Origin of the sequence: Micromonospora sp. NPDC093244, assembly GCF_040683695.1 — a bacterium.
GTDB lineage: Bacteria > Actinomycetota > Actinomycetes > Mycobacteriales > Micromonosporaceae > Micromonospora.
In genome coordinates this window covers 773,538-794,977 of the sequence record NZ_JBFBEO010000002.1, presented here as the reverse complement: position 1 = coordinate 794,977, position 21,440 = coordinate 773,538, and the positions used below count along the sequence as shown (strand labels likewise).

The following is a 21,440-nucleotide window of genomic DNA, read 5'->3' as shown; positions in this document are numbered from 1 at the left end:
CGTCAGACCGACGCCGGTTGAGCGGCGGTGGCCGGCTCCTCGTCGACCACCGCCCCGGTGAACTGGGAACGGTAGAGCCGGTGGTACGCGCCCTGGGCGGCGAGCAACTGCTCGTGGGTGCCCTGCTCGACGATCCGGCCGTTCTCCATCATCAGGATCAGGTCGGCGTCGCGGATGGTGGAGAGCCGGTGCGCGATGACGAAGCTGGTGCGGTCCGAGCGCAGCGCCGCCATCGCCCGCTGGAGCAGCACCTCGGTGCGGGTGTCCACCGAACTGGTGGCCTCGTCGAGGATCAGCAGCGACGGTTCGGCCAGGAACGCGCGGGCGATGGTGATGAGCTGCTTCTCGCCGGCGCTGACGTTGCTGCCCTCCTCGTCGATGACCGTGTCGTAGCCGTCGGGCAGGCTGCGCACGAACCGGTCCACGAAGGTGGCCCGGGCCGCCGCCACGATCTCGTCCTCGGTGGCGTCCGGCCGGCCGTAGGCGATGTTGTCGCGGATGGTGCCGCCGAACAGCCACGTGTCCTGGAGCACCATGCCGATCCGGCCGCGCAGGTCGTCGCGGCGCATCGTGGTGATGTCCACGCCGTCGAGCGTGATCCGGCCCGCGTCCAGCTCGTAGAAGCGCATGACCAGGTTGACAAGTGTGGTCTTGCCGGCGCCGGTCGGCCCGACGATGGCCACCGTGTGACCCGGCTCGGCGACAAGCGACAGGTCGTCGATCAGCGGCTTGTCCGGCTCGTAGCGGAACGAGACGTGTTCGAACTCGACCCGGCCGTGCGGGTCGGCCACCCGGGCCGGCTCGGCCGGGTCGGGCGTCTGCTCGTCGGCGTCGAGCACCGCGAAGACCCGCTCGGCCGACGCCACCCCGGACTGGAGCAGGTTGGCCATCGAGGCGAGCTGGGTGAGCGGCTGGGTGAACTGGCGGGAGTACTGGATGAACGCCTGCACGTCGCCGAGGCTCATCGTGCCGGAGGCGACCCGCAGCCCACCCACCACGGCGATGGCCACGTAGCTGAGGTTTCCGATGAACATCATCGACGGCATGATGATCCCGGAGATGAACTGGGCGCCGAAGCTGGCCCGGAACAACTCCTCGTTCTTCGCGTGGAACGCGGCCTCCACCTCACGCTGGCGACCGAAGACCTTCACCAGCTCGTGGCCCGTGTACGCCTCCTCGATCTGGCCGTTCAGCTCGCCGGTGTGCGTCCACTGCGCGATGAACTGCTTCTGTGAGCGCTTCGCGATCCGCTGGGTGACAAGCACCGACAGCGGTACGGCGACCAGGGCCACCAGCGCCAGCAGCGGCGAGATCCAGAACATCACGCCGAGGACGCCCACCACTGTCAGCAGGGACGTGAGCAGCTGGCTGAGGGTCTGCTGGAGGCTTGTGGAGATGTTGTCGATGTCGTTTGTGACCCGGCTGAGCAGCTCACCCCGGGGCTGCCTGTCGAAGTAGGGCAGCGGGAGCCGGTTCAGCTTCTCCTCCACCTCGGCGCGCAGCCGCAGCACGGTCCGCTGGACGACCCCGTTGAGCAGCCATCCCTGCCACCAGGACAGCACGCTGGCCGCCAGGTAGAGCCCGAGCGCCAGCAGCAGGACCCGGCTCAGGGCGTCGAAGTCGATGCCCACCCCGGGCACCACGTCCATCCGGGCCAGCATGTCGGCGAAGCTGGCGTTGCCGCTGGCCCGCGCGGCGGAGACGGCCTGCTCGGTGGTAGTGCCGGCGGGCAGCTGCCGACCGATCACACCAGTGAAGATCAGGTCGGTGGCGTGACCGAGGATCTTCGGCCCGGCCACACTGAACCCGACGCTGACCAGGGCCAACGTGATGATCGCGGCCAGGTGCAGCCGGTGCGGGCGGAGCCGACCGAGCAGCCGTCTGGCGGACGGCCCGAAGTTCATCGACTTCTCGGCGGGCATGCCGGCGCCCATCCACGGTGGGCCACCGCCCTGCCGGCCCGGAGGCAGCCGCTTGGGCGTCGGGCCGTCCGGTGCCGACTTCTGCTCGGGTACGGCCGCCGTGGGCGGCGTCTCGCGCTCGGTCATGCCGGCACCTCCGTCGTCTGCTGCGAGGCCACGATCTCCGCGTACGTCGGGCAGGACTTGAGAAGCTCAGCGTGTCGTCCCACTCCGACGACCCCTCCGTCCTCGAGAACGATGATCTGGTCGGCGTCCACGATCGTGGAGACCCGCTGGGCCACGATCACCACAGCGGACTGCGCGGTGACCGGCCGCAGGGCCGCCCGCAATCGCGCGTCGGTGCCGAGGTCGAGTGCGGAGAACGAGTCGTCGAACAGGTAGATCTCCGGCTTGCGGACCAGGGCCCGGGCGATGGCGAGGCGTTGCCGCTGCCCACCGGAGACCGTGCTGCCGCCCTGGGCGATCGGCGCGTCCAGCCCGCCGGGCATCTGGGCCACGAAGTCCCGGGCCTGGGCGATCTCCAGGGCCGTCCACAGTTCCTCGTCGGTGGCGTCCGGATTGCCGTAGCGCAGGTTGCTGGCGACAGTGCCGGTGAACAGGTACGGCCGTTGCGGCACCAGCCCGATCCGACGCCACAGCTCGTCGGGGGCCAACTCGCGGACGTCCACGCCGTCGACAAGCACGGCACCGGCGGTGACGTCGACCAGGCGGGGGATGAGCGACAGCAGTGTCGTCTTGCCGGCGCCGGTGCTGCCGATGATCGCGGTGGTGGTGCCCGGGGTGGCCCGGAAGGAGATGTCCCGCAGGACCGGGTCGACCGCACCCGGGTACTGGAAGCGCACGCCGCGCAGCTCCAACTTGGCCCGGCTGGGCAGTTCGGTGACCGGCGCGGCGGCGGGGACCACCGAGGAGTCGGTGTCCAGCACCTCGGTGATCCGTTCGGCGCAGACCGCGGCCCGGGGCACCATCATCAGCATGAAGGTCGCCATCATGACGGCCATCAGGATCTGCATCAGGTACTGCAGGAACGCGGTGAGCGCGCCGACCTGGATCGCGCCGGAGTCCACCCGCTGCGCGCCGAACCAGAGCACCGCCACGCTCGAGACGTTGAGCACCAGCATGACCACCGGGAAGATCAACGCCAGGAGCCGTCCGGTACGCAGCGCGGTGGCGGTCAGGTCGGCGTTGGCGACGCCGAAGCGGTCCGTCTCGTACGGCTCACGGACGAACGCGCGGACCACCCGGATGCCGGTGATCTGCTCGCGCAGCACCCGGTTGACCGTGTCGATCCGGGTCTGCATGAGCCGGAAGCCCGGCACCATCCGGCGGATGATCGAGCCGAGCGTGATGGCAAGCACCGGCACGCTCACCAGCATCAGCCAGGACAGCCCGATGTCCTCGCGCAGCGCCATGAACACGCCGCCGACGCTCATGATCGGTGCCGCGACGAGCATGGTGCAGCTCATCAGCACGAGCATCTGCACCTGTTGCACGTCGTTGGTGTTGCGGGTGATCAGCGACGGCGCCCCGAACCGGGCCACCTCGCGGGCGGAGAAGCGGTTGACGTGCCCGAACAACCTGGCGCGTACGTCCCGGCCGAAGCCCATCGCGACCCGCGCGCCGAGGTAGACGGCGGCGATCGAGCAGACGATCTGGATGAGGCTGACCAGCAGCATCCAGCCGCCGGTGCGCACGATGTAGTCGGTGTCGCCCCGGGCCACGCCCTGGTCGATGATGTCCGCGTTGAGGCTGGGCAGGTAGAGCGAGGCCATGGTGCCCACGAACTGGAGCAGCACCACCGCCAGCAGCGGTCTCTGGTAGGTGCGCAGTTGGTTGCGCAGTAGCCGGATCAGCACGCCGGATCCTTCGGGTCGGTGGGTCGTCCGGTCATCCGCGGGTCGTCTCCGCTGCCGATGACCTCGAGCAGGAACTCCCGGATGACCTGGGCCTTCGCCGGGTCGGCGTCGACCGAGGTGAGGGGGCGTCCGGAATGCATGAGTGCGCCGAGCGCGGCGACACGCTCCCGCCCGGCGGGGGTGATGGCGAGCCGGATGCTGCGCCTGTCGCTGTCGTCGCGCTGTCGTTCGACGAGCCCGTCACGGGCCAGTGTGTCGACGATGCCGGTCAGGGTCGCGGGGCGTACGAAGCCCTTCTCGGCGACCTCGCGGTGGGGCAGTTCGCCGTGTCGGGCGAGCGTCATCAGGGTGACCATGCCGGCCTGGGTGAGGCCGTGCTCCTCGGCGAGGTAGCGATTCCAACGCTGCCCGACGAGGTGCCCGGCGACCACAAGCAGCCGACCGAGCGGTACGTCCTGGAGGGTGACGAGTTCCACGAGAGCAGATTAGCTCCCTGATAGTCAGGGGCCAAACGAAATAGCGGCAGCAGTGGCGACGAACACGACCTGCAGGACGGTGCGCTGCCCGAGCGGGGTGACCGGGCGCCCGGCGAGGGTCAGCGTCCGGCGCGCGGCCGACACGTTGGCCGGGAACATCGCGAGCATCAGCAGGCCCAGCGCGGCAGCGGCCCAGCGGGCGGTGGCCGGAACGAGCAGCCCGGCCGCGCCGGCCAGCTCCAGCACCCCGGTGAGCGTGACAAGCAGGTCGGGGCGGGACAGTCGGGGCGGGACCATCGCGACCAGGTCGGCTCGGCGCTGCCCGGCGAAGTGCGCGACGCCGGTCAGCACGAACATCACCGCCAGCCCGACCCGTAGGGCGGGGTGCCAGCCGTCGAGTGCGGAGATGCCGGCCAGGCCGGCGAGTCGGGCCAGCGCCGTGCCGACCACAAGGGCGATCAGGGGTGCCATCGGAATCCTCCTCGGCGTGAACTTGTCGGTGACAAGATTGCGTGTCGCGGTGGCATCTTGTCAATGGCAAGATAGGATCGCCGCATGACCTCGTCGCGCGGCTACCACCACGGCGACCTCCGTCGCGCCCTGCTCGCCGCCGCCGTGGAGGCGATCGACGATGCCGGCCCGACGGCCCTGAGCCTGCGCGACCTCGCCCGCCGGGCCGGCGTCTCGCACGCCGCGCCGGCACACCATTTCGGCGACAAGGCAGGCCTGCTCACCGCACTGGCGGCCGAGGGCTTCGACCTGCTGGCCGAGGCGCTGGAGGCCGCCGACGACCTGCTGGCCGCCGGCGTGGCGTACGTCGACTTCGCCGTTCGGCGGCGCGCGCACTTCGAGGTGATGTTCCGACCCGAGCTCTACCGGGCCGATGATGCCGAGCTGGTCGCCGCGCGGGGCCGCTCCGGTGCCGCGCTCCGCTCGGGAGTGGCGACACTGTCCACAGCCGACACCGACCGGGACGCGCTCGCCGCCTGGTCGATCGCCCACGGCTTCGCCACGCTCTGGCTGGCCGGTGCCCTGCCGGACCGGGTGGGCGCCGATCCGCACGAGGCCGCCCGCGCGGTGCTGCGGCGACTGTTCGGCTGACCGGTCCCGAGGCCCCGGGTCAGGGCTGGGGGCCGCCCACCTGCTTGTCGGTAGGCGCGGTGGCCACGTACTCCCGCATCACCTCGGTGATCGCCCGCAGGAACGCGGTGGTCGCCGCCGCCTGTTCCGGGGTCAACCGACTCACCACCTGGTCCACGCTGACGAGCATCGGTCGCAGAGCCATCAGGACCTCGTCGTAGGCGTGCTCTGTCACTTCGAGCGCGAGACGGCGCCTGTCGTGCGGGTGCGGCGCGCGGCGTACGTGCCCGGCCTGCACCAGGCGGTCCACCAGGGTCGTGGCCGACGCGGAACGGATGCCCAGCCGGTGGCCCAACTCGACCGGGCCGAGCGGCTCGGAGCTGGAGATCAGGTGGTCGATGGCCGCCGCGTCGGTGGTGCCGATCCCCAACCGGCGGGCGAGTGCCCCCCGGGTGTCGCTGGCGACACGCAGCAGCTCACGCAGAGCGCGGGCCGTCTCGCTCGTTGGGGTTGACGAAGGCCGCGCCATGGGTAAAAGCTAGCAGCTCGGGTAGCTAGAAAATCTAGCTACAATAAGGAGCTGACCATGGCCGAGCACGGGCGCGGACGCTGGTGGGGACTGTTCGCAATCAGCCTGGGCGTCGCGATGATCATCGTGGACGCGACGATCGTGAACGTCGCCGTCCCGCAGATCATCAGGGACCTCGACATCACCTCCACCGACGCGCAGTGGGTCCAGGAGGCGTACACCCTGGTCTTCGCGGCGCTGCTGCTGGTCGCCGGTCGGCTCGCCGACCGGTCCGGACGCCGCCGGATGTTCGTCGCCGGGGTGGTCGTCTTCGTGGCGGCAAGCGTGCTCGCCGCGCTGGCCGGCTCCGGCGAGACCCTGATCGCCTCCCGGGTGCTCCAGGGCGTCGGCGGCGCGATGATGCTGCCCACCTCGCTGTCGCTGCTCAACGCCAACTTCACAGGCCGGGACAGGGGCATCGCCTTCGCCGTCTGGGGCTCCACCATCGGCGGCGCGGCGGCTCTCGGCCCGCTGCTGGGCGGCTGGCTGACCACCGAGTACTCGTGGCGCTGGGCCTTCGGCATCAACGTCCCGGTCGGCCTGGCCGTCGTCGCGGTGACCCTCGCGCTGGTCGCCGAGTCCCGCGACGACCGCGCCGAACGGGGCATCGACATCGTCGGCGCGCTCCTCTCCGTGATCGGTATGACAGGCGTCGTCTTCGCCCTCATCGAGGGACGCACCTACGGCTGGTGGGAGCGGGAGAAGCCGTTCAGCCTCTTCGGGCTGGACTGGACCCTCACGCTCTCGCCCGTCCCGGTGGCCGGTCTGCTCGGCCTCGCCGCGCTCGCCCTCTTCCTCGGTCACCAGCTCCGCCGCAACCGGGCCGGCCGCCCCGCCCTGCTCGACCTGTCGCTGTTCGGGATCGGGTCGTTCCGCAACGGCGTCCTTGCCGCCGCCATCGTCAGCCTCGGCGAGTTCGGGCTGCTCTTCGCGCTGCCCCTGTGGTACCAGAACGTGCTCGGCTACAGCGCGTTCGACACCGGACTGGCGCTGCTGCCACTCGCCGTCGGCAGCTTCCTCGCCAGCGGCATCGGCGCTCCACTCACCCAGCGCCTCGGTGCCGCCCGGGTCGTCCAGCTCGGCGTCGCCGCCGAACTGGTAGGGGTCGCCGGGCTGGGCCTGGTCGTCGCGCCCGACACCAGCTGGTGGGCTCCGCTGGGCTTCCTGTTCGTCTACGGCATCGGCGTCGGAATGGCCACCGCCCAACTGACAGGCGTGTCGCTCTCCGAGGTGCCGGTGCGGCGCAGCGGGCAGGGCTCCGGCGTCCAGAGCACCGCCCGGCAGGTCGGCTCGGCGCTCGGCATCGCCGTACTCGGCACCGTTCTCTTCGCCAGCCTCGGCGGCATCCTCGGCGACCGGCTGGCCGACCAGCCCGGGCTCGACGCCGCCCAACGGGACCAGGTGGTCACGGCGGTCAAGGAGAGCGCCGGGGCCGCCATCGGCGGCCTTGCCGACGACCCGCGTACCGCACCGATCGCCCAGGAAGCCCGCATCGCCTTCTCCGACGCGACCCGGTACGCCGCCTTCGCCGCCGCAGGCTTCCTCCTGATCGGCCTGGTGGCCTGCGCCCGGCTGCCCCGGACCCGCCCCGAGCCACAGGCACCGGCGGACGCTGCTACCAGCTCGTCGGCAGCGGCATCCCCTCGGTGAAACCGGCGGCGCTCTGCACACCCACCACCGCCCGCTCGTGGAACTGTGTCAGGTTCCGCGCGCCGGCGTAGGTGAAGGCGCTGCGGACGCCGGCGATGATCTCGTCGATCAGGTCCTCGACACCGGGCCGGGTCGGGTCCAGGTACATCCGGGCCGAGGAGATGCCCTCCTCGAACACCGCCTTGCGGGCCCGGTCGTACGGGCTGTCGTCGGCGGTACGGGCGCTCACCGCCCGCGCCGAGGCCATCCCGAAGCTCTCCTTGTACCGACGCCCGTCCGGCTCGGTGTAGAGGTCACCTGGCGACTCGTAGGTGCCGGCGAACCAGGAGCCGACCATCACGTTCGACGCGCCGGCGGCGAGCGCGAGCGCGACGTCGCGGGGGTGCCGCACCCCGCCGTCCGCCCAGACGTGCCGGCCCATCTGACGGGCGGCCGTCGAGCAGTCCAGCACGGCGGAGAACTGCGGCCGGCCCACCCCGGTCATCATCCGGGTGGTGCACATCGCGCCCGGCCCGACGCCGACCTTGATGATGTCGGCGCCCGCCTCGACCAGGTCGCGTACGCCCTCGGCGGTGACCACGTTGCCGGCCGCCACCGGGACGCCCGGATCCAGCTTGCGGACCGCCCGCAACGCGGAGATCATCCGCTCCTGGTGGCCGTGCGCGGTGTCCACGACAAGCGTGTCCACCCCGGCCTCCAGCAGCGCGGCGGCCTTGCCTGTGACGTCACCGTTGATCCCGACCGCCGCCGCGATACGCAGCCGGCCCCGGTCGTCCACCGCCGGCGTGTAGAGGGTGGCCCGCAGGGCGCCCTGCCGGGTCAGCACCCCGACCAGCCGGCCGTCGGCGTCCACCACAGGGGCGAGCCGGCGACGGCCCGCCGAGAGCCTGTCGAAGCCGGTACGCGGGTCCGCGTCCGCCGGAACGGTGTGCAGCTCGGTGGACATCACGTGCCGCAACTGGGCGAACCGGTCCACGCCCAAGGTGTCGGCCTCGGTGACCACACCCACCGGCCGGCCCGCCTCGTCGACCACGATCACCGCGCCGTGCGACCGCTTCGGCAGCAGGTGGATGGCGTCGCCGACGGTCTCGGTCGGGCCCAGGGTGATCGGGGTGTCGTAGACCAGGTGGCGCTGCTTGACCCAGGCGACGACGTTCGCCACCACCTCGATCGGGATGTCCTGCGGGATCACCGCGATCGCGCCCCGCCGGGCCACCGTCTCGGCCATCCGCCGGCCGGCGACCGCAGTCATGTTCGACACGACAAGCGGGATGGTGGTGCCGGTGCCGTCGCCGGTGGACAGGTCCACGTCGAGCCGCGAACCGAGGTCGGAACGGGCCGGCGCCATGAAGACGTCGGTATAGGTCAGGTCGTGCGCGGGGACCGCGCCGTGAAGGAACCGCACCCGGCCATCATTGCCGCTCGTGGTCCGTCCCGCCGCCGGTGGTGTCCGAAACCACCCGCGACCAGCCGGTCACGCGATGGTGCAGATCGCGGCGCCGGAGGTGATCACGGCACCCACCTCGGCGGTCAGGCCGCTGACCGTACCCGCCTTGTGGGCGTGCAACGGCTGCTCCATCTTCATCGCCTCCAGCACCACCACCAGGTCGCCCTCGGCCACGGTGTCGCCGTCCGCGACCGCGATCTTGACGATGGTGCCCTGCATCGGCGAGGTCAACGCGTCGCCGCTGACCGGAGCGCCGGCCTTGGCGCCGCCGCCCCGCCGGCTCGGCTTACGCGAGGCCGGTGCCGCGGTGGTCGTACCCCCGCCGAAGCCGGCGGGAAGGCTTACCTCGAGGCGTTTGCCACCGACCTCGACCACGACGGTGTCGCGTTCGGCGGGCGCCTCGGCGGCGCCGGCGGCGGCGGCGAACGGCGGCACGGTGTTGTCGAACTCGGTCTCGATCCACCTGGTGTGCACGGTGAACGGCTCGGCGGTGAACGCCTCGTCCCGCACGACCAGGCGGTGGAACGGCAGCGCGGTGGCCATGCCGTCGACGACCATCTCGTCGAGCGCGCGGCGGGCCCGCTCCAGCGCCTCGGTCCGCGTCTCGCCTGTGATGATCACCTTGGCGAGCAGTGAGTCGAAGTTGCCGCCGATCACGTCGCCGGCCGAGATGCCGGTGTCCACCCGCACGCCCGGGCCGGTGGGCAGCCGCAGCGCGGTGACCGTGCCCGGGGCGGGCAGGAAGTTGCGGCCCGGGTCCTCGCCGTTGATCCGGAACTCGATGGCGTGCCCGCGCGGCGTCGGGTCCTCGGTGCTCCGCAGCTTCTCGCCGTCGGCGATCCGGAACTGCTCGCGGACCAGGTCGATGCCGGCGGTCTCCTCGGTGACCGGGTGCTCGACCTGGAGTCGGGTGTTGACCTCCAGGAAGGAGATCGTGCCGTCCCTGCCGACCAGGTACTCCACAGTGCCGGCGCCGTGGTAGCCGGCCTCCCGGCAGATCGCCTTGGCGCTGTCGTGGATCTGCGCCCGCTGGGCGTCGGTGAGGAACGGCGCGGGCGCCTCCTCGACGAGCTTCTGGTGCCGCCGCTGCAACGAGCAGTCCCGGGTGCCCACCACGATCACGTTGCCGTGCTGGTCGGCGAGGACCTGCGCCTCGACGTGCCGGGGCTGGTCCAGGTACCGCTCGACGAAGCACTCGCCCCGACCGAACGCGGCGACCGCCTCCCGGGTGGCCGACTCGAAGAGCTGGGGGATCTCCTCCATGGTCCGGGCCACCTTGAGACCGCGCCCGCCACCACCGAAGGCGGCCTTGATGGCGACCGGCAGGCCGTGGTCGACGGCGAACGCCATCACCTCGTCCGGGCTCGCGACCGGGTCCGGCGTGCCGGGGACCAGCGGAGCGCCGGCGCGCTGCGCGATGTGCCGCGCGGTGACCTTGTCACCCAGGTCGCGGATCGCCTGCGGGGTGGGGCCGATCCAGGTCAGCCCGGCGTCGATGACCGCCTGGGCGAAGTCGGCGTTCTCGGACAGGAACCCGTAACCCGGGTGTACGGCGTCCGCGCCGGACCGGGCGGCCACGTCGAGCAGCTTGTCGATGCGCAGGTACGTCTCGGTCGCGCTGTCCCCGCCCAGCGCGTACGCCTCGTCCGCGAGGGTGGCGTGCAGGGCGTCGCGGTCGGAGTCCGCGTACACGGCGACGCTGCCCAGGCCGGCGTCACGGCAGGCGCGGATGACCCGGACGGCGATCTCGCCGCGGTTGGCGATGAGTACCTTGCGCACCTTCGTGGCTCCTCCCGGGGAAGTTACTGACGGGGAGTGTATCGGCCACCGTGGTGGCCCTAACGATCGCTCAGTGTGGGATGTGGCACTGACCTTAGTCAAACTTGGCTATTACGCTTGTCAGGTGTCCTCGACTCGAATGATGATCCTCGGTCTGGTGCGGTGGATGCAGCCCGTGCACGGCTACGACGTACGCCGTGAGCTGCTGAGCTGGAGCGCCGACAAGTGGGCGAACGTGCAACCCGGATCGATCTACCACGCGCTGCGCAAGCTCACCGAGGAGGGTCTGCTGCGGACGGTCGCCACCGAGCAGGTAGGTGCCCGGCCGGCCCGGACGACCTACGAGGTGACCCCCAAGGGGGAGGACGAGTTCGAGACCCTGCTGCGCAATCTCTGGTGGAACTTCGCCGAGCCGATCGACCCGTTCACCGCCGCGTTCTCCTTTCTTCCCGCCATGCCCCGCTCCGAGGCGGCGGCGGCGCTGCGCAACCGGGCCAACCTGCTGCGGGCCGGCATCGGGTCGATGCGCGCCTCGCTCCAGTCGGACTGGGTGCGCAACACCAAACCGGTGCACGTCGGTTGGATGTTCGAGCTGTGGTCGGCGCGGGCGGAGGCCGAGATGACGTGGTGTGAGCGGATCGCCGAGCGGATCGAGAGCGGCGTGTCGTACCTACCTGCTGAGCTGGCGAACGCCGAGGGTTGGTCGGGTCGGCGCGACGGCGAGGAGCGGATCGACCCTAACGCGAAATAATCAACGTTGACCATAAGAGTTATATCGCGTTAGCCTGCTCTCGGCACAGCGGGGGAGTGCGCCGTCCGGCGTCGTTCCCACTCGACGGCCGGCCCGGCCGGCCAGACCGACCAGGAGCAGAAATGATCGAGACCAGAGGGCTGCGGAAGTCGTTCCGCTCCCGCGCAGGTCGAGAGACGAAGACGGTTGACGCCGTGCGGGGGGTCAACCTCGATGTCGCCGAGGGCGAGATCTTCGGCTTCCTCGGCCCCAACGGGGCCGGCAAGACCACCACGCTGCGGATGCTCGCCACGCTTATCGAGCCGGACGGCGGAGAGGCCACCATCGCGGGGGCCGACCTGCGCAAGGACCCGGCGGAGGTCCGGCGTCGCATCGGGTACGTGCCTCAGGGCGGCAGCACCTGGGACGAGTCCACCGCCCGCGAGGAGCTGGTGCTGCACGCTCGCATGTACGGCATCGGCAAGGCCGACGCGCAGCACCGCGCCGTCCGCGCCCTGGAAGCCTTCCAGCTCATCGAGTACGCCGACCGCAAGTGCAAGACCTACTCCGGCGGTCAGCGCCGGCGGGTCGAGATCGCGCTCGGCATCATCCACGAGCCGAAGGTCGTCTTCCTGGACGAGCCGACCACAGGCCTCGACCCGCAGAGCCGCGCCCACATGTGGGACGAGATCCGGCGCCTGCGCCGGGACGGGATGACAGTCTTCATCACCACGCACTACCTGGACGAGGCCGACGCGCTCTGCGACCGGATCGCGATCATGGACCACGGCGAGGTGGTGGCCGAGGGCACCCCGGCCGAGCTGAAGAGGGAGATCTCCGGCGACGTGGTGCTGGTCGGCCTCGACCTGGCCGCCACCCCGCAGGCCGCGCAGACGCTCGACGGCGAGCCGTACGTCAACAAGCTGGAGACCGCCGACGAGGGCGGCCTGCGTCTCTACGTCGACGAGGGCGCCACCGCCATCCCGCAGGTGCTGCGCCGCCTCGACCACGCCGGGCTGGAGCTGCGCTCGATCGAGCTGCACCGTCCCAGCCTCGACGACGTCTTCCTCACCAAGACCGGCCGCTCGCTGCGCGAGTCCTGACCACCGGAGACGACTCTCATGAAATTCGCCCGTGACACGTGGCTGATCTTCCAGCGCCAGACCCAACTCCTGCTGCGCAACCCGGTCTGGGTCTTCGTCGGCGTCTTCCAGCCGGTGATGTACCTGCTGCTCTTCGCCCCGCTGCTCAAGCCGGCGCTGAACGCGCCCACCCAGGCCGCCGCCTACAAGATCTTCGTACCCGGTCTGCTTGTGCTGCTGGCCATCTTCGGTGGCCTGTTCCAGGGCTTCGGCCTGATCGCCGAGCTGCGCGCCGGCGTCATCGAACGCTCCCGGGTCACCCCGATCAGCCGGCTCGCCCTGCTTCTCGGTCGCTCACTGCGCGACGTGGTCTCGCTCATCGTGCAGGCCGTCATCATCACCCTGCTGGCGCTCCTGTTCGACCTGCGGGTGTTCATCGGTGACCTGCTGTTGGCGTACCTGATGCTCGCCCTGATCGCGCTCATGACCTCGGCCGTCTCGTACGGCGTCGCGCTCAAGGTCAAGAGTGAGGACGCCCTGGCCCCGCTGATGAACACGGTGGCCCAGCCGGTGCTGCTGCTGTCCGGCATCCTGCTGCCGCTGACCTTCGCGCCCGGCTGGTTGCAGGGCATCGCCGACTGGAACCCGTTCTCCTGGGCGGTCGACGGCACCCGGGCGCTGTTCGCCGGTGACCTGGGCAGCGACAAGGTCTGGCAGGGCCTCACCATCACCGCGGTCCTCGCCGCGTTGGGTGTCTTCTGGGCGGCACGCCAGTTCGCCCGCAGCGTCCGCTGACGCTTCGGGGTGCTCCCCGACTCAAGGGGAGCACCCCGCCGTCGGCGTGTGGGGCGGCCTCAGCGCACCCGGGCGAGGGTGAGGCCGTCGGCGATCGGCAGCATCACCGGGTCCACCCGTACGTCGGCCAACACCTCGTCGTTGAACGCGGCGATGGCCCTGTCGTTCTCGTCCCGGGGGGCGATCACCCGGCCGCCCCGCAGCACGTTGTCCACGGCGATGACCCCACCCGGACGCATCCGCGGCACCAGCTCCGCCCAGTACACCGGGTAGCCCGTCTTGTCCGCGTCGATGAACGCGAAGTCCAGGAAGCGCTCGTTCGGCAGCTGCCGCAGCGTCTCCCCGGCCGGGCCGATACGCAGGTCGATCCGGTCCTGCACACCGGCGCGGGCCCAGTAGCGCCGGGCGATGCCGGTGAACTCCTCGGAGATGTCGAAGCAGGTCAGCCGCCCACCCTCGGGCAGCCCCCGTGCAATGGCCAGTGACGACAGTCCGGTGAACGTGCCGACCTCGACGGCCTGCCGTACGTCGAGCAGCCGGGTGAGGAACGTCAGGAAGGCGGCCTGCTCCGGCGCCACCTGCATGGTGGCGTGCTCCGGCAGCACCGACCGGGTCTCCTCGGCCAGGTCCCGGATGATCTCGTCCGGCGGAGCGCCGTGGGCGACCAGGTACGCGTGCAGCTCGTCGGTGAGCGGAATCGACTTGGTGGTCATGACCGGACGTTACCGAGCGGCTCCACGGATTGACCGCCCGGCGCGACAGTCGTCCACAGGTCGGTGATCCGCAGGTCCAACTCGGCGAGGAGACGGCGCAGCAGCGGCATCGACAACCCGACAACGGTGCCCGGGTCACCCTCGATCCGCTCCACGAACGGCCCACCCAGCCCGTCGATCGTGAACGCGCCGGCCACGGCCAGCGGTTCACCGGTGGCCACGTACGCGGCGATCTCGTCGTCACCGATGTCGGCGAAGTGAACGGTCGTCGAGGCCACCGCCTCCGCGCGCCGCCCGGCGACCATGTCGATCAGGCAGTGCCCGCTGTGCAGGACGCCGCTGCGCCCCCGCATCCGCAGCCACCGCCGGGTCGCCTCCGCCGGGTCCGCCGGCTTGCCGAGGATCTCCCCGTCGAACGCCAGCACCGAGTCACAGCCGATCACCAACGTCCGCTGGTCGACGTCGGCGTTCAGCCGGGTCAGCACAGCCTGCGCCTTGAGCCGCGCCAACTCCAGGCACAGATCCTCGGCCCGGTCGGTCACCACCAGCGACTCGTCCACCCCACTGACAAGCACGTCCGGCTCGATGCCGGCGGCCTGGAGAGACTTACGACGGGCAGGGCTCGCCGAGGCGAGCACGAGGCGGAGCGGCAAAGATGCAGACACGACCCCGACGGTACCGGCTGCGGTGCCGCCCGGCGTCTGCCGACGCCCACTGGCGCGCCCCGACCTCCCGTACCCCTTGATCCACTCCACATCGCCGATATGGGGCTATCCCACCTCGACGAAAGCGCAATATCGGCGATATGGAGTCGATCCTCGCGCTCGGGTCGGTTAGCGACTGATCCTGGGCGGCGGATCATCACCGCGCCGACGACGTCGCACCACCAACGCCCAACCGACGCCAGCGGCCACGATCACCGCGAGAGTGACCAGGCCACGAACGGTCGCACCATCGCCGTCATCACCAGGACGAGCGCCAGCCGTCGTACTCGCCCCATCACCGGCCGGAGCGCTCGCCGACTCAAAACCCAACGGAGGTACGTCCGCCGTCAGCGCCGCCACAAGATCGATGACGCCGTACCCGTACTCGTCGTCACGACCAGGCGGACCCTTGTCGACGGCCGTGGCCGTGAGCCGATGCGCGACCTCCCGCGCCGGCAGGTAGGGGTACTTCGACCTGATCAACGCCGCAGCCCCCGCCACAATCGCCGTCGCGTCCGAGGTGCCGGTGCCCTTGCGGTACTTGCCGTTGATGCTCGTGCTGTAGATATCAACGGCTGGCGCAACCACGTCAATCTCCGACCCCGTCACGGACATGGCAGCACGGTTTCCATTGCGATCGATTCCGCCGACGGCAACGACACCCGGGTATGAGGCCGGAAAGCTGACGTACCGGTCACGTGGAAGATTGCCTGCCGCCGCGATCATAAGGACGTCTGCCTGTATGGCACTTTCCACGGCTTTCTGTAGATTCCGATTCGGGCCAGCGACAGAAGAGATGCTGATGATTTTGGCCCCGTGAGAAACGGCATACTCGATTCCCGCAGCAAGGTCGTCGCTGTCGCCTTCTTCATCCGCCACCTGGATCCGGATAGGCAGAAGGTTGGATCCTGGGGCGATGCCAAGCGCTCCTTGGTTGTCGCCACGTCCATGCGCAGCGATCAAACCCGCCATTCCAGTGCCATGGCTACTTGAATCGGTCTTACCGTCGCCAGTGTTGTCGGAAGTGATGTCTGTGCCGGAAAGCAGGTTGCTTCGCAGATCGGGGTGATCGTAAACGCCAGTGTCTGGCACTGCCACGATAACCCCACTGCCTCGACTGATCTTCTGCGCATCGCTTACATGAAGATAGCCCAGATGCCACTGGTCGCCGCGAATTCTCTCGACTTCTTGAGCTTCAGGTGCGGCATTTGCGTCTGTTGCCAGCGGGAGTTGCAGTGCGACGGCCGCAGCGCTCGCACTGACTATGGCCCTCCAGGCGGCATGCGGCTTATCGGTCAAAGCCGATGGCAGGGCCGGGGTCGATCGGACCCTGCTTGTCTGGTGGACGGACCACTGGCTCGACACCCTGCTCAGTTTCCCAGGGGTGATCAGGGTCCCACGGACGGCTCTTATCCCGGTCGCTTTCGCGCAAAGTCGGACGAAGCACGCCACCGCCTGGGCTCGAGTTCGGGGCACCACCGAATGGCGTGAACCCGCTTGAGAGGCCGACATTACGACCGCTGCCCGGCCTCGATCCCGCTCCGCCTGTAGGTCCGGTGCCGGCGCCTCCGCCACCTATCACGCCGCCCACCGGGTTAATGCGACGAGGCGATGTGCTCGCGCCTGGCTGGCCAATTCCGGCCCCGGGTATCCCCCCGATCAGACCACCAGGCGGCATTGAACGCGGTTGCGCTGGCGACGTTGCATGTGGTGGTGCATCGCCTCCGGCCGGGCGGTTGATCTGAGGGAGGTGCGAATCAGCGACTCTCGAAGGTCCAGCAATGGGAGCGACGCCAGGTGAGAGTGGTTGCGGTCCGAGGATGGATGTTGATCCTGCCAGCGTTGGTGGCGTGGACCCAAGACCTGAGCCGGCGTTCGTCACTGCGCCGGGTAACCCGCCGCTTGCAGCGCCAAGTATGGGCCCAGCACCTGGAACATTCGGCATGGAAACGGGCTCGGTTGTTATGGCCGATCTGCCTCCGGCAGGTTTCCGCGCCGGGACGGGCACGATTGGGGGAATGACTGGCCCCATACTTTCGCCGTAGACATCCGGGTTCGCCTGGTCAGCGACTGGTTTGCCTTTCGGTGGTGGTGGTGGTTTTTGGAGGGTGGCTTGGGCTTGTTGGAGTTCGCCGCTGAGGCCGAACATCATGCTCCGCGCCTGGACGTTCAGCCGTTCCAGTTCCGCGTCGGTCACAGGTGGCTCGGTGACCCGGTTCCCCATGATCGCCTTAGGGTCGGCCGCCGTCGTCTCGTACGCCTGCTTCTGCTGGAGTTTGTCCGCGTACTCCTCGTAGATCTTGCGGAGCGCGGCGCGGGTGGTGCCGATGGCCTGGGTGGCGGCGGACAGCGCGGTGTAGTTGGCGGCGGCGGCGTCGTGGGTGTGCCGGACCTTGTCGATGAGTTCGTCGAGTTGGGCGAGGTACGTGCGGGAGGCGGCGCTGGTTTCGGGGGGCCAGGCCGTGGCCAGCCCTCGCCGGTATTCCTGGAGCCGCCCGAGGTGGATCTGTGCCAGGTCGCAGACCTTGCGCCAGCCGGCGACCTGTTTCCAGTGGTTGGCGGTGTCGTGGTCCTGGAGGCACGCCCACATGCTGTTGACGTCCATGAGCTGCCAGTTGGTGCCGGCGGTGCGGCTGTTGCCCCGTTCGTTCATGGGAGCACCACCGGCCCGGTGGGGTCGCTGAGCATCGGTGTGGGCGCGGGGGTGTCGGGCAGGACGGCGCCCGGGTCGGCGAGGGCCTGTCGCACGTCGACCACTCGGGCGGCGGAGAAGGCGTCGGTGTCGGCGTATCGGGTGGCGACGCGGTCGGCGGCTGCGGCGAGGTGGCCGGTGGCGCCTCGGACGGCGTACACCATGTCGGCGGTCGCCTGCTGTGTCTCGTGGTGGGCGTGCAGGAACGTGACCAGCTCGACGAAGGCGTCGCAGGGATTGGGTATCTCGGCGGACATGTCGGCGGCGATGTACGGCAGGTGCGGCGCGTAGTTGCGTTCGACCTCGGCGGCGAGCTGGTCGGCGAAGTCCCGGAGTTGACGGATGTCAGCCTCGATACCGCCGTAGTTGCGCAGCCAGGGTGCTGGCCCGTCCTCTTCGGGGATCATCGATCCTCCCTACCGTCACCACACCGTTTCCCTGAGTGAGGTTAACGGCTTCCCGCGACCCTGGCAGCCCCCGTGGTGGGTCGTGTCAGCGGGGGAGGCCGGCGGTGCGCCAGGTGCGGGGGCTGGCCGGGCGGCCGCTGCGCGCCCAGGTGGAGACGGCGGCCGGCGCGGGGACCGCGGCCGGCCGGGACCGGACGACGATGGCCCCCACCAGGGCGGCCAACTCCTCGGCGGTGGGCACGCCGCGGACGACCCGGAACAGCGGCTCTTCGGCAGACATGCCGCCAGGGTACGCGGCCGGAAGTTACGGGAGACGCACAGTGGCGTGCCGGCGGTGTGACGGTCGGACGGTCCGGGTACCGTCTCACCGATGTCGAACGCGCTTCCCCAACTCGTCGCTGACCGATACCGGCTTCTGTCGCCGCTCGGCCAGGGCGGCATGGGTCGGGTGTGGAAGGCGCGCGACGAGGTGCTGCACCGGGACGTGGCCATCAAGGAGTTGGTGCCGCCGCCCGGTCTCACCGACGAGGAACGCCGTGAGATGCGGGAACGCTCTCTGCGGGAGGCGCGGGCCATCGCCCGGCTCAACCACGCCAACGTCGTGCGCATCTTCGACGTGCTGCGCACCGACGGCGATCCGTGGATCGTCATGGAGTACGTGGCGTCGAAGTCGTTGCAGGACACGCTCGCCGAGGACGGCCCGGTGCCGGTGGCCCGCGCGGTCGAGATCGGCCTCGGTGTGCTGGGCGCCCTGAACGCGGCCCACAAGGCGGGCGTCATGCACCGCGACGTGAAGCCGGGCAACGTGCTGCTCGGCAACGACGGCCGGGTGGTGCTGACCGATTTCGGTCTCGCCACCATCCCGGGCGACCCGAACGTCACCCGCACCGGCATGGTCCTCGGCTCGCCCGCGTACATCTCGCCGGAGCGGGCCCGGGACGGCACCGCCGGGCCGGAGGCCGACCTGTGGTCGCTGGGCGCGACGCTCTACGCGGCGGTCGAGGGCAAGTCGCCGTACGCCCGGCCGTCGGCGATCGGCACCCTGGCCGCGCTGGCCACCGAGCCGATCCCGCCGCCGAAGAACGCCGGCCCGCTCAAGGCCGTGCTCAACGGGCTGCTGCGGAAGGACCCGAACGAGCGGATCAACGCCGAGGTGGCGGAACGGCTGCTGCGCCGCGCCGGCGGCAAGCGGTCGCGCTCGATCTCGCTGCTCGATGGCGTACGCCGGCCGGGGCCGAACGGTCCGCGCGAGCCGCGCCTGCCGGTCGTGCCGGCCCCGCGACCCGCCGAGGATTCCTCGAACCGGCCGGTGTCACCGCCCCCGCCGCCGCCCGTCGCGGAGACCTCCGCCGACGCGACGCCGACCGCCACCGTGTCGTCCGGCGCCGATGCCGAGCCGACCGCGCTGGTGCCGGCCGAGCCGACGGCGACCATCGACCCGCCGGCCACGCCTGACGCCGACCCCACCGCGCCCGTCACGGCCGCGGCCAGCACCTCCGGCGGAGGTACGACGACCGACGACGAGCCGACAGTCGTGGACGGTCCGCCAGTGGCGCCGGAGCAGCGCAAACCGTCGACCCCGACGTCGGTGATGCCCCCGGTGAGTCCGGCCGGTCGTGCGGCGGTGCCGCCGTCGGACGGCACGAAACCGAACAACACCCGGCGCAACCTCCTGATCGGCGCCCTGGTGGCCGTGCTGCTGATCGGCCTCGTGGTGATCGTGCCGATGCTCACCAACGGTGACGACGACACTCCGCAGGCCGGCCCGACGGGTGCTGCCGCGACGTCCGCGTCCGCCCCGGCACCGACGTCCGCCCCGGCGGCGCCCCCGCCGACGAGCGGCGCGCCCAGTCCGACCCCGTCGGCCACGCCGTCGGTCGACCCCAACGCGCTGCCGGCAGGCTGGAAGCTGCACAAGGACCCGGTCGGCTTCTCCCTGCCGATCCCCGACGGGTGGGTCCGCAGCCAGCCCGACAGCGACACGGTCGTCTTCGACGAGTCCAACGGCCCGGGCGAGCTGCTGGTGCAGTGGACCCCGACGCCGGCTAAGGACGCGGTCAAGGACTGGCAGGACAAGGAGCCGGACCGGAAGAGGCGGGTCACCAACTACCAGTACCTCAGTATCGAGCGCTGCAACTTCTGGAAGACGTGCGCGGACTGGGAGTGGTTGGAGACCCGGGACGGGCAGCGGATCCACGTCCGTAACCGGGGCTTCGTGACGGCCAGCAACCGGGGTTACGCCCTGCGGTGGGAGATCGCGGAGAAGGACTGGCAGGCCAACCTGCCGAACTTCGACCGGATCGCCAAGGGTTTCGTGCCCGACCGCAAGGACTGAAATTGATTCGCATGACCTTCCGTCGTCCGGGGTAATTGACCTTCGACGACGGAAGGAGGTACGACATGGGTTACCGACGGAGGGATGCCCGGCCCCGGCTGGCACTGTGGATGCTCGTCGCGTTCGGCGACGCGGTTCTGCTGCTGGTCGCCGCAGGGGTTCCGGCGTTCATCGCACTGCTCAGCGTCGTGGCCGTTGCCGTCTGCGGGGTCGGCGCGTGGCGGCTGACCCGGCGGGGTGCGCTGACTCCCGATGAGACTCCAGTGCCGGCGATGAGCCGACGGCGGGCCTGACCCGAAACCGATTGTGTGGCGGCAGCCGGACCGATTGTCGACCGTGTGGTGACAGTCGATCCCGCTGCCGCCAACGGCTCGGTCAGGTGTTGTTGGCCAGTGCGATCAGCCGACTGCGGTCACCGTTCCAGTAGTTGCGGTCCACGTTGCCGCTGATCCCGGAGACGGCTCCCGTGCTGGTGTACTGCCAGAAGCTCCACACCGACGCGCCGGCCGGCAGGGCGCCCGGCGCGCTCGCCCAGCGGGCCAGCCAGAGCGGGTGGTTCGCCCACGGGCCGGTCCAGCTGCCGGTGCACTGGTTCCACCAGCTCGTGGTGGTGTAGATGACCGCGTACCGGCCGGTGCGCGAGCGGTAGGTGTTCAGGAAGTCCTGGATCCAGTTGCGCATCCCGGTGGTGCTCAGGCCGTAGCAGTAGCCGCCGGCGTACGGGTTGCCCTCGATGTCCAGCGCCGCGGGCAGTGTGCGGCTGTCGGCCGACCAGGCGCCACCGTTGGACGCCAGGTAGTTGGCCTGGGTGGAGCCGGCGGAGATGTTCGGCCGGGCGAAGTGGTACGCCCCGCGGATCACCCCGGCGTTGTACGCGTTCACGTAGTTCGCGTTGAAGTTCGGGTCCTTGTAGCTGGTGCCCTCGGTCGCCTTGATGAAGGCGAACTGGACGCCCGCGTTGCGGACGCTCGTCCAGTTGATCGATCCCTGGTAGCGGGACACGTCGACGCCGGGGGTGGTGGCCGCCGCCGCCGGGCCGGCGGTCGCGACGAGGGTCGCCGCCGCGGTGGCGAGGACGGTGAGGCCGGCCGCGAGTACGCGGCGCAGCGGTGAGTCGGTGCGGGCCATGAGTGCCTCCAGATGGGGCCGTCTATTGACGCCCATCTTTGGAGATAACTGCCCAAGATCGCAAGGGCTGCTGAAG

General features: G+C 70.3%; 21 protein-coding genes. 7 read left to right on the top strand and 14 right to left on the bottom strand.

Features of this window, described 5'->3' with window-relative positions; all coding sequences use genetic code 11:
• Nucleotides 1-2 precede the first annotated feature (2 nt).
• From AB0N27_RS13765 to AB0N27_RS13750, 4 genes are read right to left on the bottom strand one after another with little or no spacing between them, the layout of a single operon-like run.
• A complete protein-coding gene (locus tag AB0N27_RS13765; RefSeq protein ID WP_364368172.1) occupies nt 3-2,048 on the bottom strand; it encodes an ABC transporter ATP-binding protein in 2,046 nt (681 codons plus the stop codon).
• Nucleotides 2,045-3,778, bottom strand: a complete 1,734-nt coding sequence (locus tag AB0N27_RS13760; RefSeq protein ID WP_364368169.1) for an ABC transporter ATP-binding protein — start codon at nt 3,776-3,778, stop codon at nt 2,045-2,047. Before AB0N27_RS13760 ends, AB0N27_RS13765 begins: the two co-directional genes overlap by 4 nt.
• Nucleotides 3,772-4,254, bottom strand: coding sequence for a MarR family transcriptional regulator (locus AB0N27_RS13755; RefSeq protein ID WP_364368166.1), 483 nt, complete (start codon nt 4,252-4,254; stop codon nt 3,772-3,774). The genes AB0N27_RS13760 and AB0N27_RS13755 overlap by 7 nt, the downstream gene beginning before the upstream one ends.
• A gap of 24 nt (nt 4,255-4,278) precedes the next feature.
• The gene (locus AB0N27_RS13750) at nt 4,279-4,725 is read right to left on the bottom strand and encodes a DoxX family membrane protein (RefSeq protein WP_364368163.1); all 447 of its coding nucleotides are present in this window, start codon (nt 4,723-4,725) and stop codon (nt 4,279-4,281) included.
• A gap of 84 nt (nt 4,726-4,809) precedes the next feature.
• On the opposite strand from AB0N27_RS13750, the gene AB0N27_RS13745 reads away from it, so the two are divergent.
• Entirely contained in the window at nt 4,810-5,355 is a 546-nt protein-coding gene (locus AB0N27_RS13745) for a TetR/AcrR family transcriptional regulator (protein ID WP_364368160.1), read from the top strand.
• 19 nt (nt 5,356-5,374) lie between these two features.
• Here the strand turns inward: AB0N27_RS13745 and AB0N27_RS13740 are convergent, their stop codons facing one another.
• Nucleotides 5,375-5,863: a MarR family transcriptional regulator gene (locus AB0N27_RS13740; RefSeq protein ID WP_364368157.1), complete on the bottom strand. Its 489-nt coding sequence runs from the start codon at nt 5,861-5,863 to the stop codon at nt 5,375-5,377.
• A gap of 57 nt (nt 5,864-5,920) precedes the next feature.
• Between AB0N27_RS13740 and AB0N27_RS13735 the strand changes: the two genes are divergently transcribed.
• On the top strand, nt 5,921-7,552 hold the full coding sequence (locus AB0N27_RS13735; RefSeq protein WP_364368154.1) for a DHA2 family efflux MFS transporter permease subunit: 1,632 nt from the start codon (nt 5,921-5,923) through the stop codon (nt 7,550-7,552).
• Here AB0N27_RS13735 and AB0N27_RS13730 read toward each other — a convergent pair.
• Both AB0N27_RS13730 and AB0N27_RS13725 read right to left on the bottom strand, forming a co-directional pair.
• Complete coding sequence (locus AB0N27_RS13730) at nt 7,518-8,957, bottom strand: GuaB1 family IMP dehydrogenase-related protein (RefSeq protein ID WP_364368151.1); 1,440 nt, start codon at nt 8,955-8,957, stop codon at nt 7,518-7,520. The two genes, AB0N27_RS13735 and AB0N27_RS13730, sit on opposite strands and share 35 nt — an antisense overlap.
• A 69-nt stretch (nt 8,958-9,026) precedes the next feature.
• Nucleotides 9,027-10,778 (bottom strand): biotin carboxylase N-terminal domain-containing protein, encoded by a 1,752-nt coding sequence (locus AB0N27_RS13725; protein ID WP_364368149.1) that lies wholly within the window; start codon nt 10,776-10,778, stop codon nt 9,027-9,029.
• 139 nt (nt 10,779-10,917) lie between these two features.
• Between AB0N27_RS13725 and AB0N27_RS13720 the strand changes: the two genes are divergently transcribed.
• The 3 genes from AB0N27_RS13720 to AB0N27_RS13710 all read left to right on the top strand — a co-directional run bounded on the left by AB0N27_RS13720 (nt 10,918) and on the right by AB0N27_RS13710 (nt 13,385).
• Nucleotides 10,918-11,529, top strand: coding sequence for a PadR family transcriptional regulator (locus AB0N27_RS13720; protein WP_364370682.1), 612 nt, complete (start codon nt 10,918-10,920; stop codon nt 11,527-11,529).
• A 122-nt stretch (nt 11,530-11,651) separates the two neighbouring features.
• A complete protein-coding gene (locus AB0N27_RS13715; protein ID WP_364368146.1) occupies nt 11,652-12,611 on the top strand; it encodes an ATP-binding cassette domain-containing protein in 960 nt (319 codons plus the stop codon).
• 18 nt (nt 12,612-12,629) lie between these two features.
• Nucleotides 12,630-13,385: an ABC transporter permease gene (locus tag AB0N27_RS13710; RefSeq protein WP_354817453.1), complete on the top strand. Its 756-nt coding sequence runs from the start codon at nt 12,630-12,632 to the stop codon at nt 13,383-13,385.
• Between the two features lie 59 nt (nt 13,386-13,444).
• Here the strand turns inward: AB0N27_RS13710 and AB0N27_RS13705 are convergent, their stop codons facing one another.
• The 6 genes from AB0N27_RS13705 to AB0N27_RS13680 all read right to left on the bottom strand — a co-directional run bounded on the left by AB0N27_RS13705 (nt 13,445) and on the right by AB0N27_RS13680 (nt 18,181).
• On the bottom strand, nt 13,445-14,098 hold the full coding sequence (locus tag AB0N27_RS13705; RefSeq protein ID WP_364368142.1) for an O-methyltransferase: 654 nt from the start codon (nt 14,096-14,098) through the stop codon (nt 13,445-13,447).
• Entirely contained in the window at nt 14,095-14,763 is a 669-nt protein-coding gene (locus tag AB0N27_RS13700; protein ID WP_364368139.1) for a nucleoside triphosphate pyrophosphatase, read from the bottom strand. Before AB0N27_RS13700 ends, AB0N27_RS13705 begins: the two co-directional genes overlap by 4 nt.
• Before the next feature lie 168 nt (nt 14,764-14,931).
• Nucleotides 14,932-16,101 (bottom strand): type VII secretion-associated serine protease mycosin, encoded by a 1,170-nt coding sequence (mycP, locus tag AB0N27_RS13695; RefSeq protein WP_364368135.1) that lies wholly within the window; start codon nt 16,099-16,101, stop codon nt 14,932-14,934.
• Nucleotides 16,091-17,455 (bottom strand): hypothetical protein, encoded by a 1,365-nt coding sequence (locus AB0N27_RS13690; protein ID WP_364368132.1) that lies wholly within the window; start codon nt 17,453-17,455, stop codon nt 16,091-16,093. The genes mycP and AB0N27_RS13690 overlap by 11 nt, the downstream gene beginning before the upstream one ends.
• Entirely contained in the window at nt 17,452-17,901 is a 450-nt protein-coding gene (locus tag AB0N27_RS13685) for a hypothetical protein (RefSeq protein ID WP_364368129.1), read from the bottom strand. The genes AB0N27_RS13690 and AB0N27_RS13685 overlap by 4 nt, the downstream gene beginning before the upstream one ends.
• Before the next feature lie 85 nt (nt 17,902-17,986).
• Nucleotides 17,987-18,181, bottom strand: a complete 195-nt coding sequence (locus AB0N27_RS13680; protein ID WP_364368126.1) for an acyl-CoA carboxylase subunit epsilon — start codon at nt 18,179-18,181, stop codon at nt 17,987-17,989.
• A 90-nt stretch (nt 18,182-18,271) separates the two neighbouring features.
• Here AB0N27_RS13680 and AB0N27_RS13675 point away from each other — a divergent pair, with 90 nt between their 5' ends.
• Together AB0N27_RS13675 and AB0N27_RS13670 are read left to right on the top strand one after the other, a co-directional pair.
• Nucleotides 18,272-20,236, top strand: a complete 1,965-nt coding sequence (locus AB0N27_RS13675; RefSeq protein WP_364368124.1) for a protein kinase — start codon at nt 18,272-18,274, stop codon at nt 20,234-20,236.
• Nucleotides 20,237-20,301: 65 nt separating this feature from the next.
• The gene (locus tag AB0N27_RS13670) at nt 20,302-20,529 is read left to right on the top strand and encodes a hypothetical protein (protein WP_357988666.1); all 228 of its coding nucleotides are present in this window, start codon (nt 20,302-20,304) and stop codon (nt 20,527-20,529) included.
• A gap of 82 nt (nt 20,530-20,611) precedes the next feature.
• Here the strand turns inward: AB0N27_RS13670 and AB0N27_RS13665 are convergent, their stop codons facing one another.
• Nucleotides 20,612-21,364, bottom strand: coding sequence for a GH25 family lysozyme (locus AB0N27_RS13665; RefSeq protein WP_364368121.1), 753 nt, complete (start codon nt 21,362-21,364; stop codon nt 20,612-20,614).
• Between the last annotated feature and the right edge of the window lie 76 nt (nt 21,365-21,440).

Bases quoted from the DNA above. Each gene is read 5' to 3' on its own strand.
- AB0N27_RS13765 (WP_364368172.1), bottom strand. From the start codon at position 2,048: ATGACCGAGCGCGAGACGCCGCCCACGGCGGCCGTACCCGAGCAGAAG.
- AB0N27_RS13750 (WP_364368163.1), bottom strand. From the start codon at position 4,725: ATGGCACCCCTGATCGCCCTTGTGGTCGGCACGGCGCTGGCCCGACTC.
- AB0N27_RS13745 (WP_364368160.1), top strand. From the start codon at position 4,810: ATGACCTCGTCGCGCGGCTACCACCACGGCGACCTCCGTCGCGCCCTG.
- AB0N27_RS13740 (WP_364368157.1), bottom strand. From the start codon at position 5,863: ATGGCGCGGCCTTCGTCAACCCCAACGAGCGAGACGGCCCGCGCTCTG.
- AB0N27_RS13735 (WP_364368154.1), top strand. From the start codon at position 5,921: ATGGCCGAGCACGGGCGCGGACGCTGGTGGGGACTGTTCGCAATCAGC.
- AB0N27_RS13720 (WP_364370682.1), top strand. From the start codon at position 10,918: ATGATGATCCTCGGTCTGGTGCGGTGGATGCAGCCCGTGCACGGCTAC.
- AB0N27_RS13715 (WP_364368146.1), top strand. From the start codon at position 11,652: ATGATCGAGACCAGAGGGCTGCGGAAGTCGTTCCGCTCCCGCGCAGGT.
- AB0N27_RS13710 (WP_354817453.1), top strand. From the start codon at position 12,630: ATGAAATTCGCCCGTGACACGTGGCTGATCTTCCAGCGCCAGACCCAA.
- AB0N27_RS13705 (WP_364368142.1), bottom strand. From the start codon at position 14,098: ATGACCACCAAGTCGATTCCGCTCACCGACGAGCTGCACGCGTACCTG.
- AB0N27_RS13690 (WP_364368132.1), bottom strand. From the start codon at position 17,455: ATGAACGAACGGGGCAACAGCCGCACCGCCGGCACCAACTGGCAGCTC.
- AB0N27_RS13685 (WP_364368129.1), bottom strand. From the start codon at position 17,901: ATGATCCCCGAAGAGGACGGGCCAGCACCCTGGCTGCGCAACTACGGC.
- AB0N27_RS13680 (WP_364368126.1), bottom strand. From the start codon at position 18,181: ATGTCTGCCGAAGAGCCGCTGTTCCGGGTCGTCCGCGGCGTGCCCACC.
- AB0N27_RS13675 (WP_364368124.1), top strand. From the start codon at position 18,272: ATGTCGAACGCGCTTCCCCAACTCGTCGCTGACCGATACCGGCTTCTG.
- AB0N27_RS13670 (WP_357988666.1), top strand. From the start codon at position 20,302: ATGGGTTACCGACGGAGGGATGCCCGGCCCCGGCTGGCACTGTGGATG.
- AB0N27_RS13665 (WP_364368121.1), bottom strand. From the start codon at position 21,364: ATGGCCCGCACCGACTCACCGCTGCGCCGCGTACTCGCGGCCGGCCTC.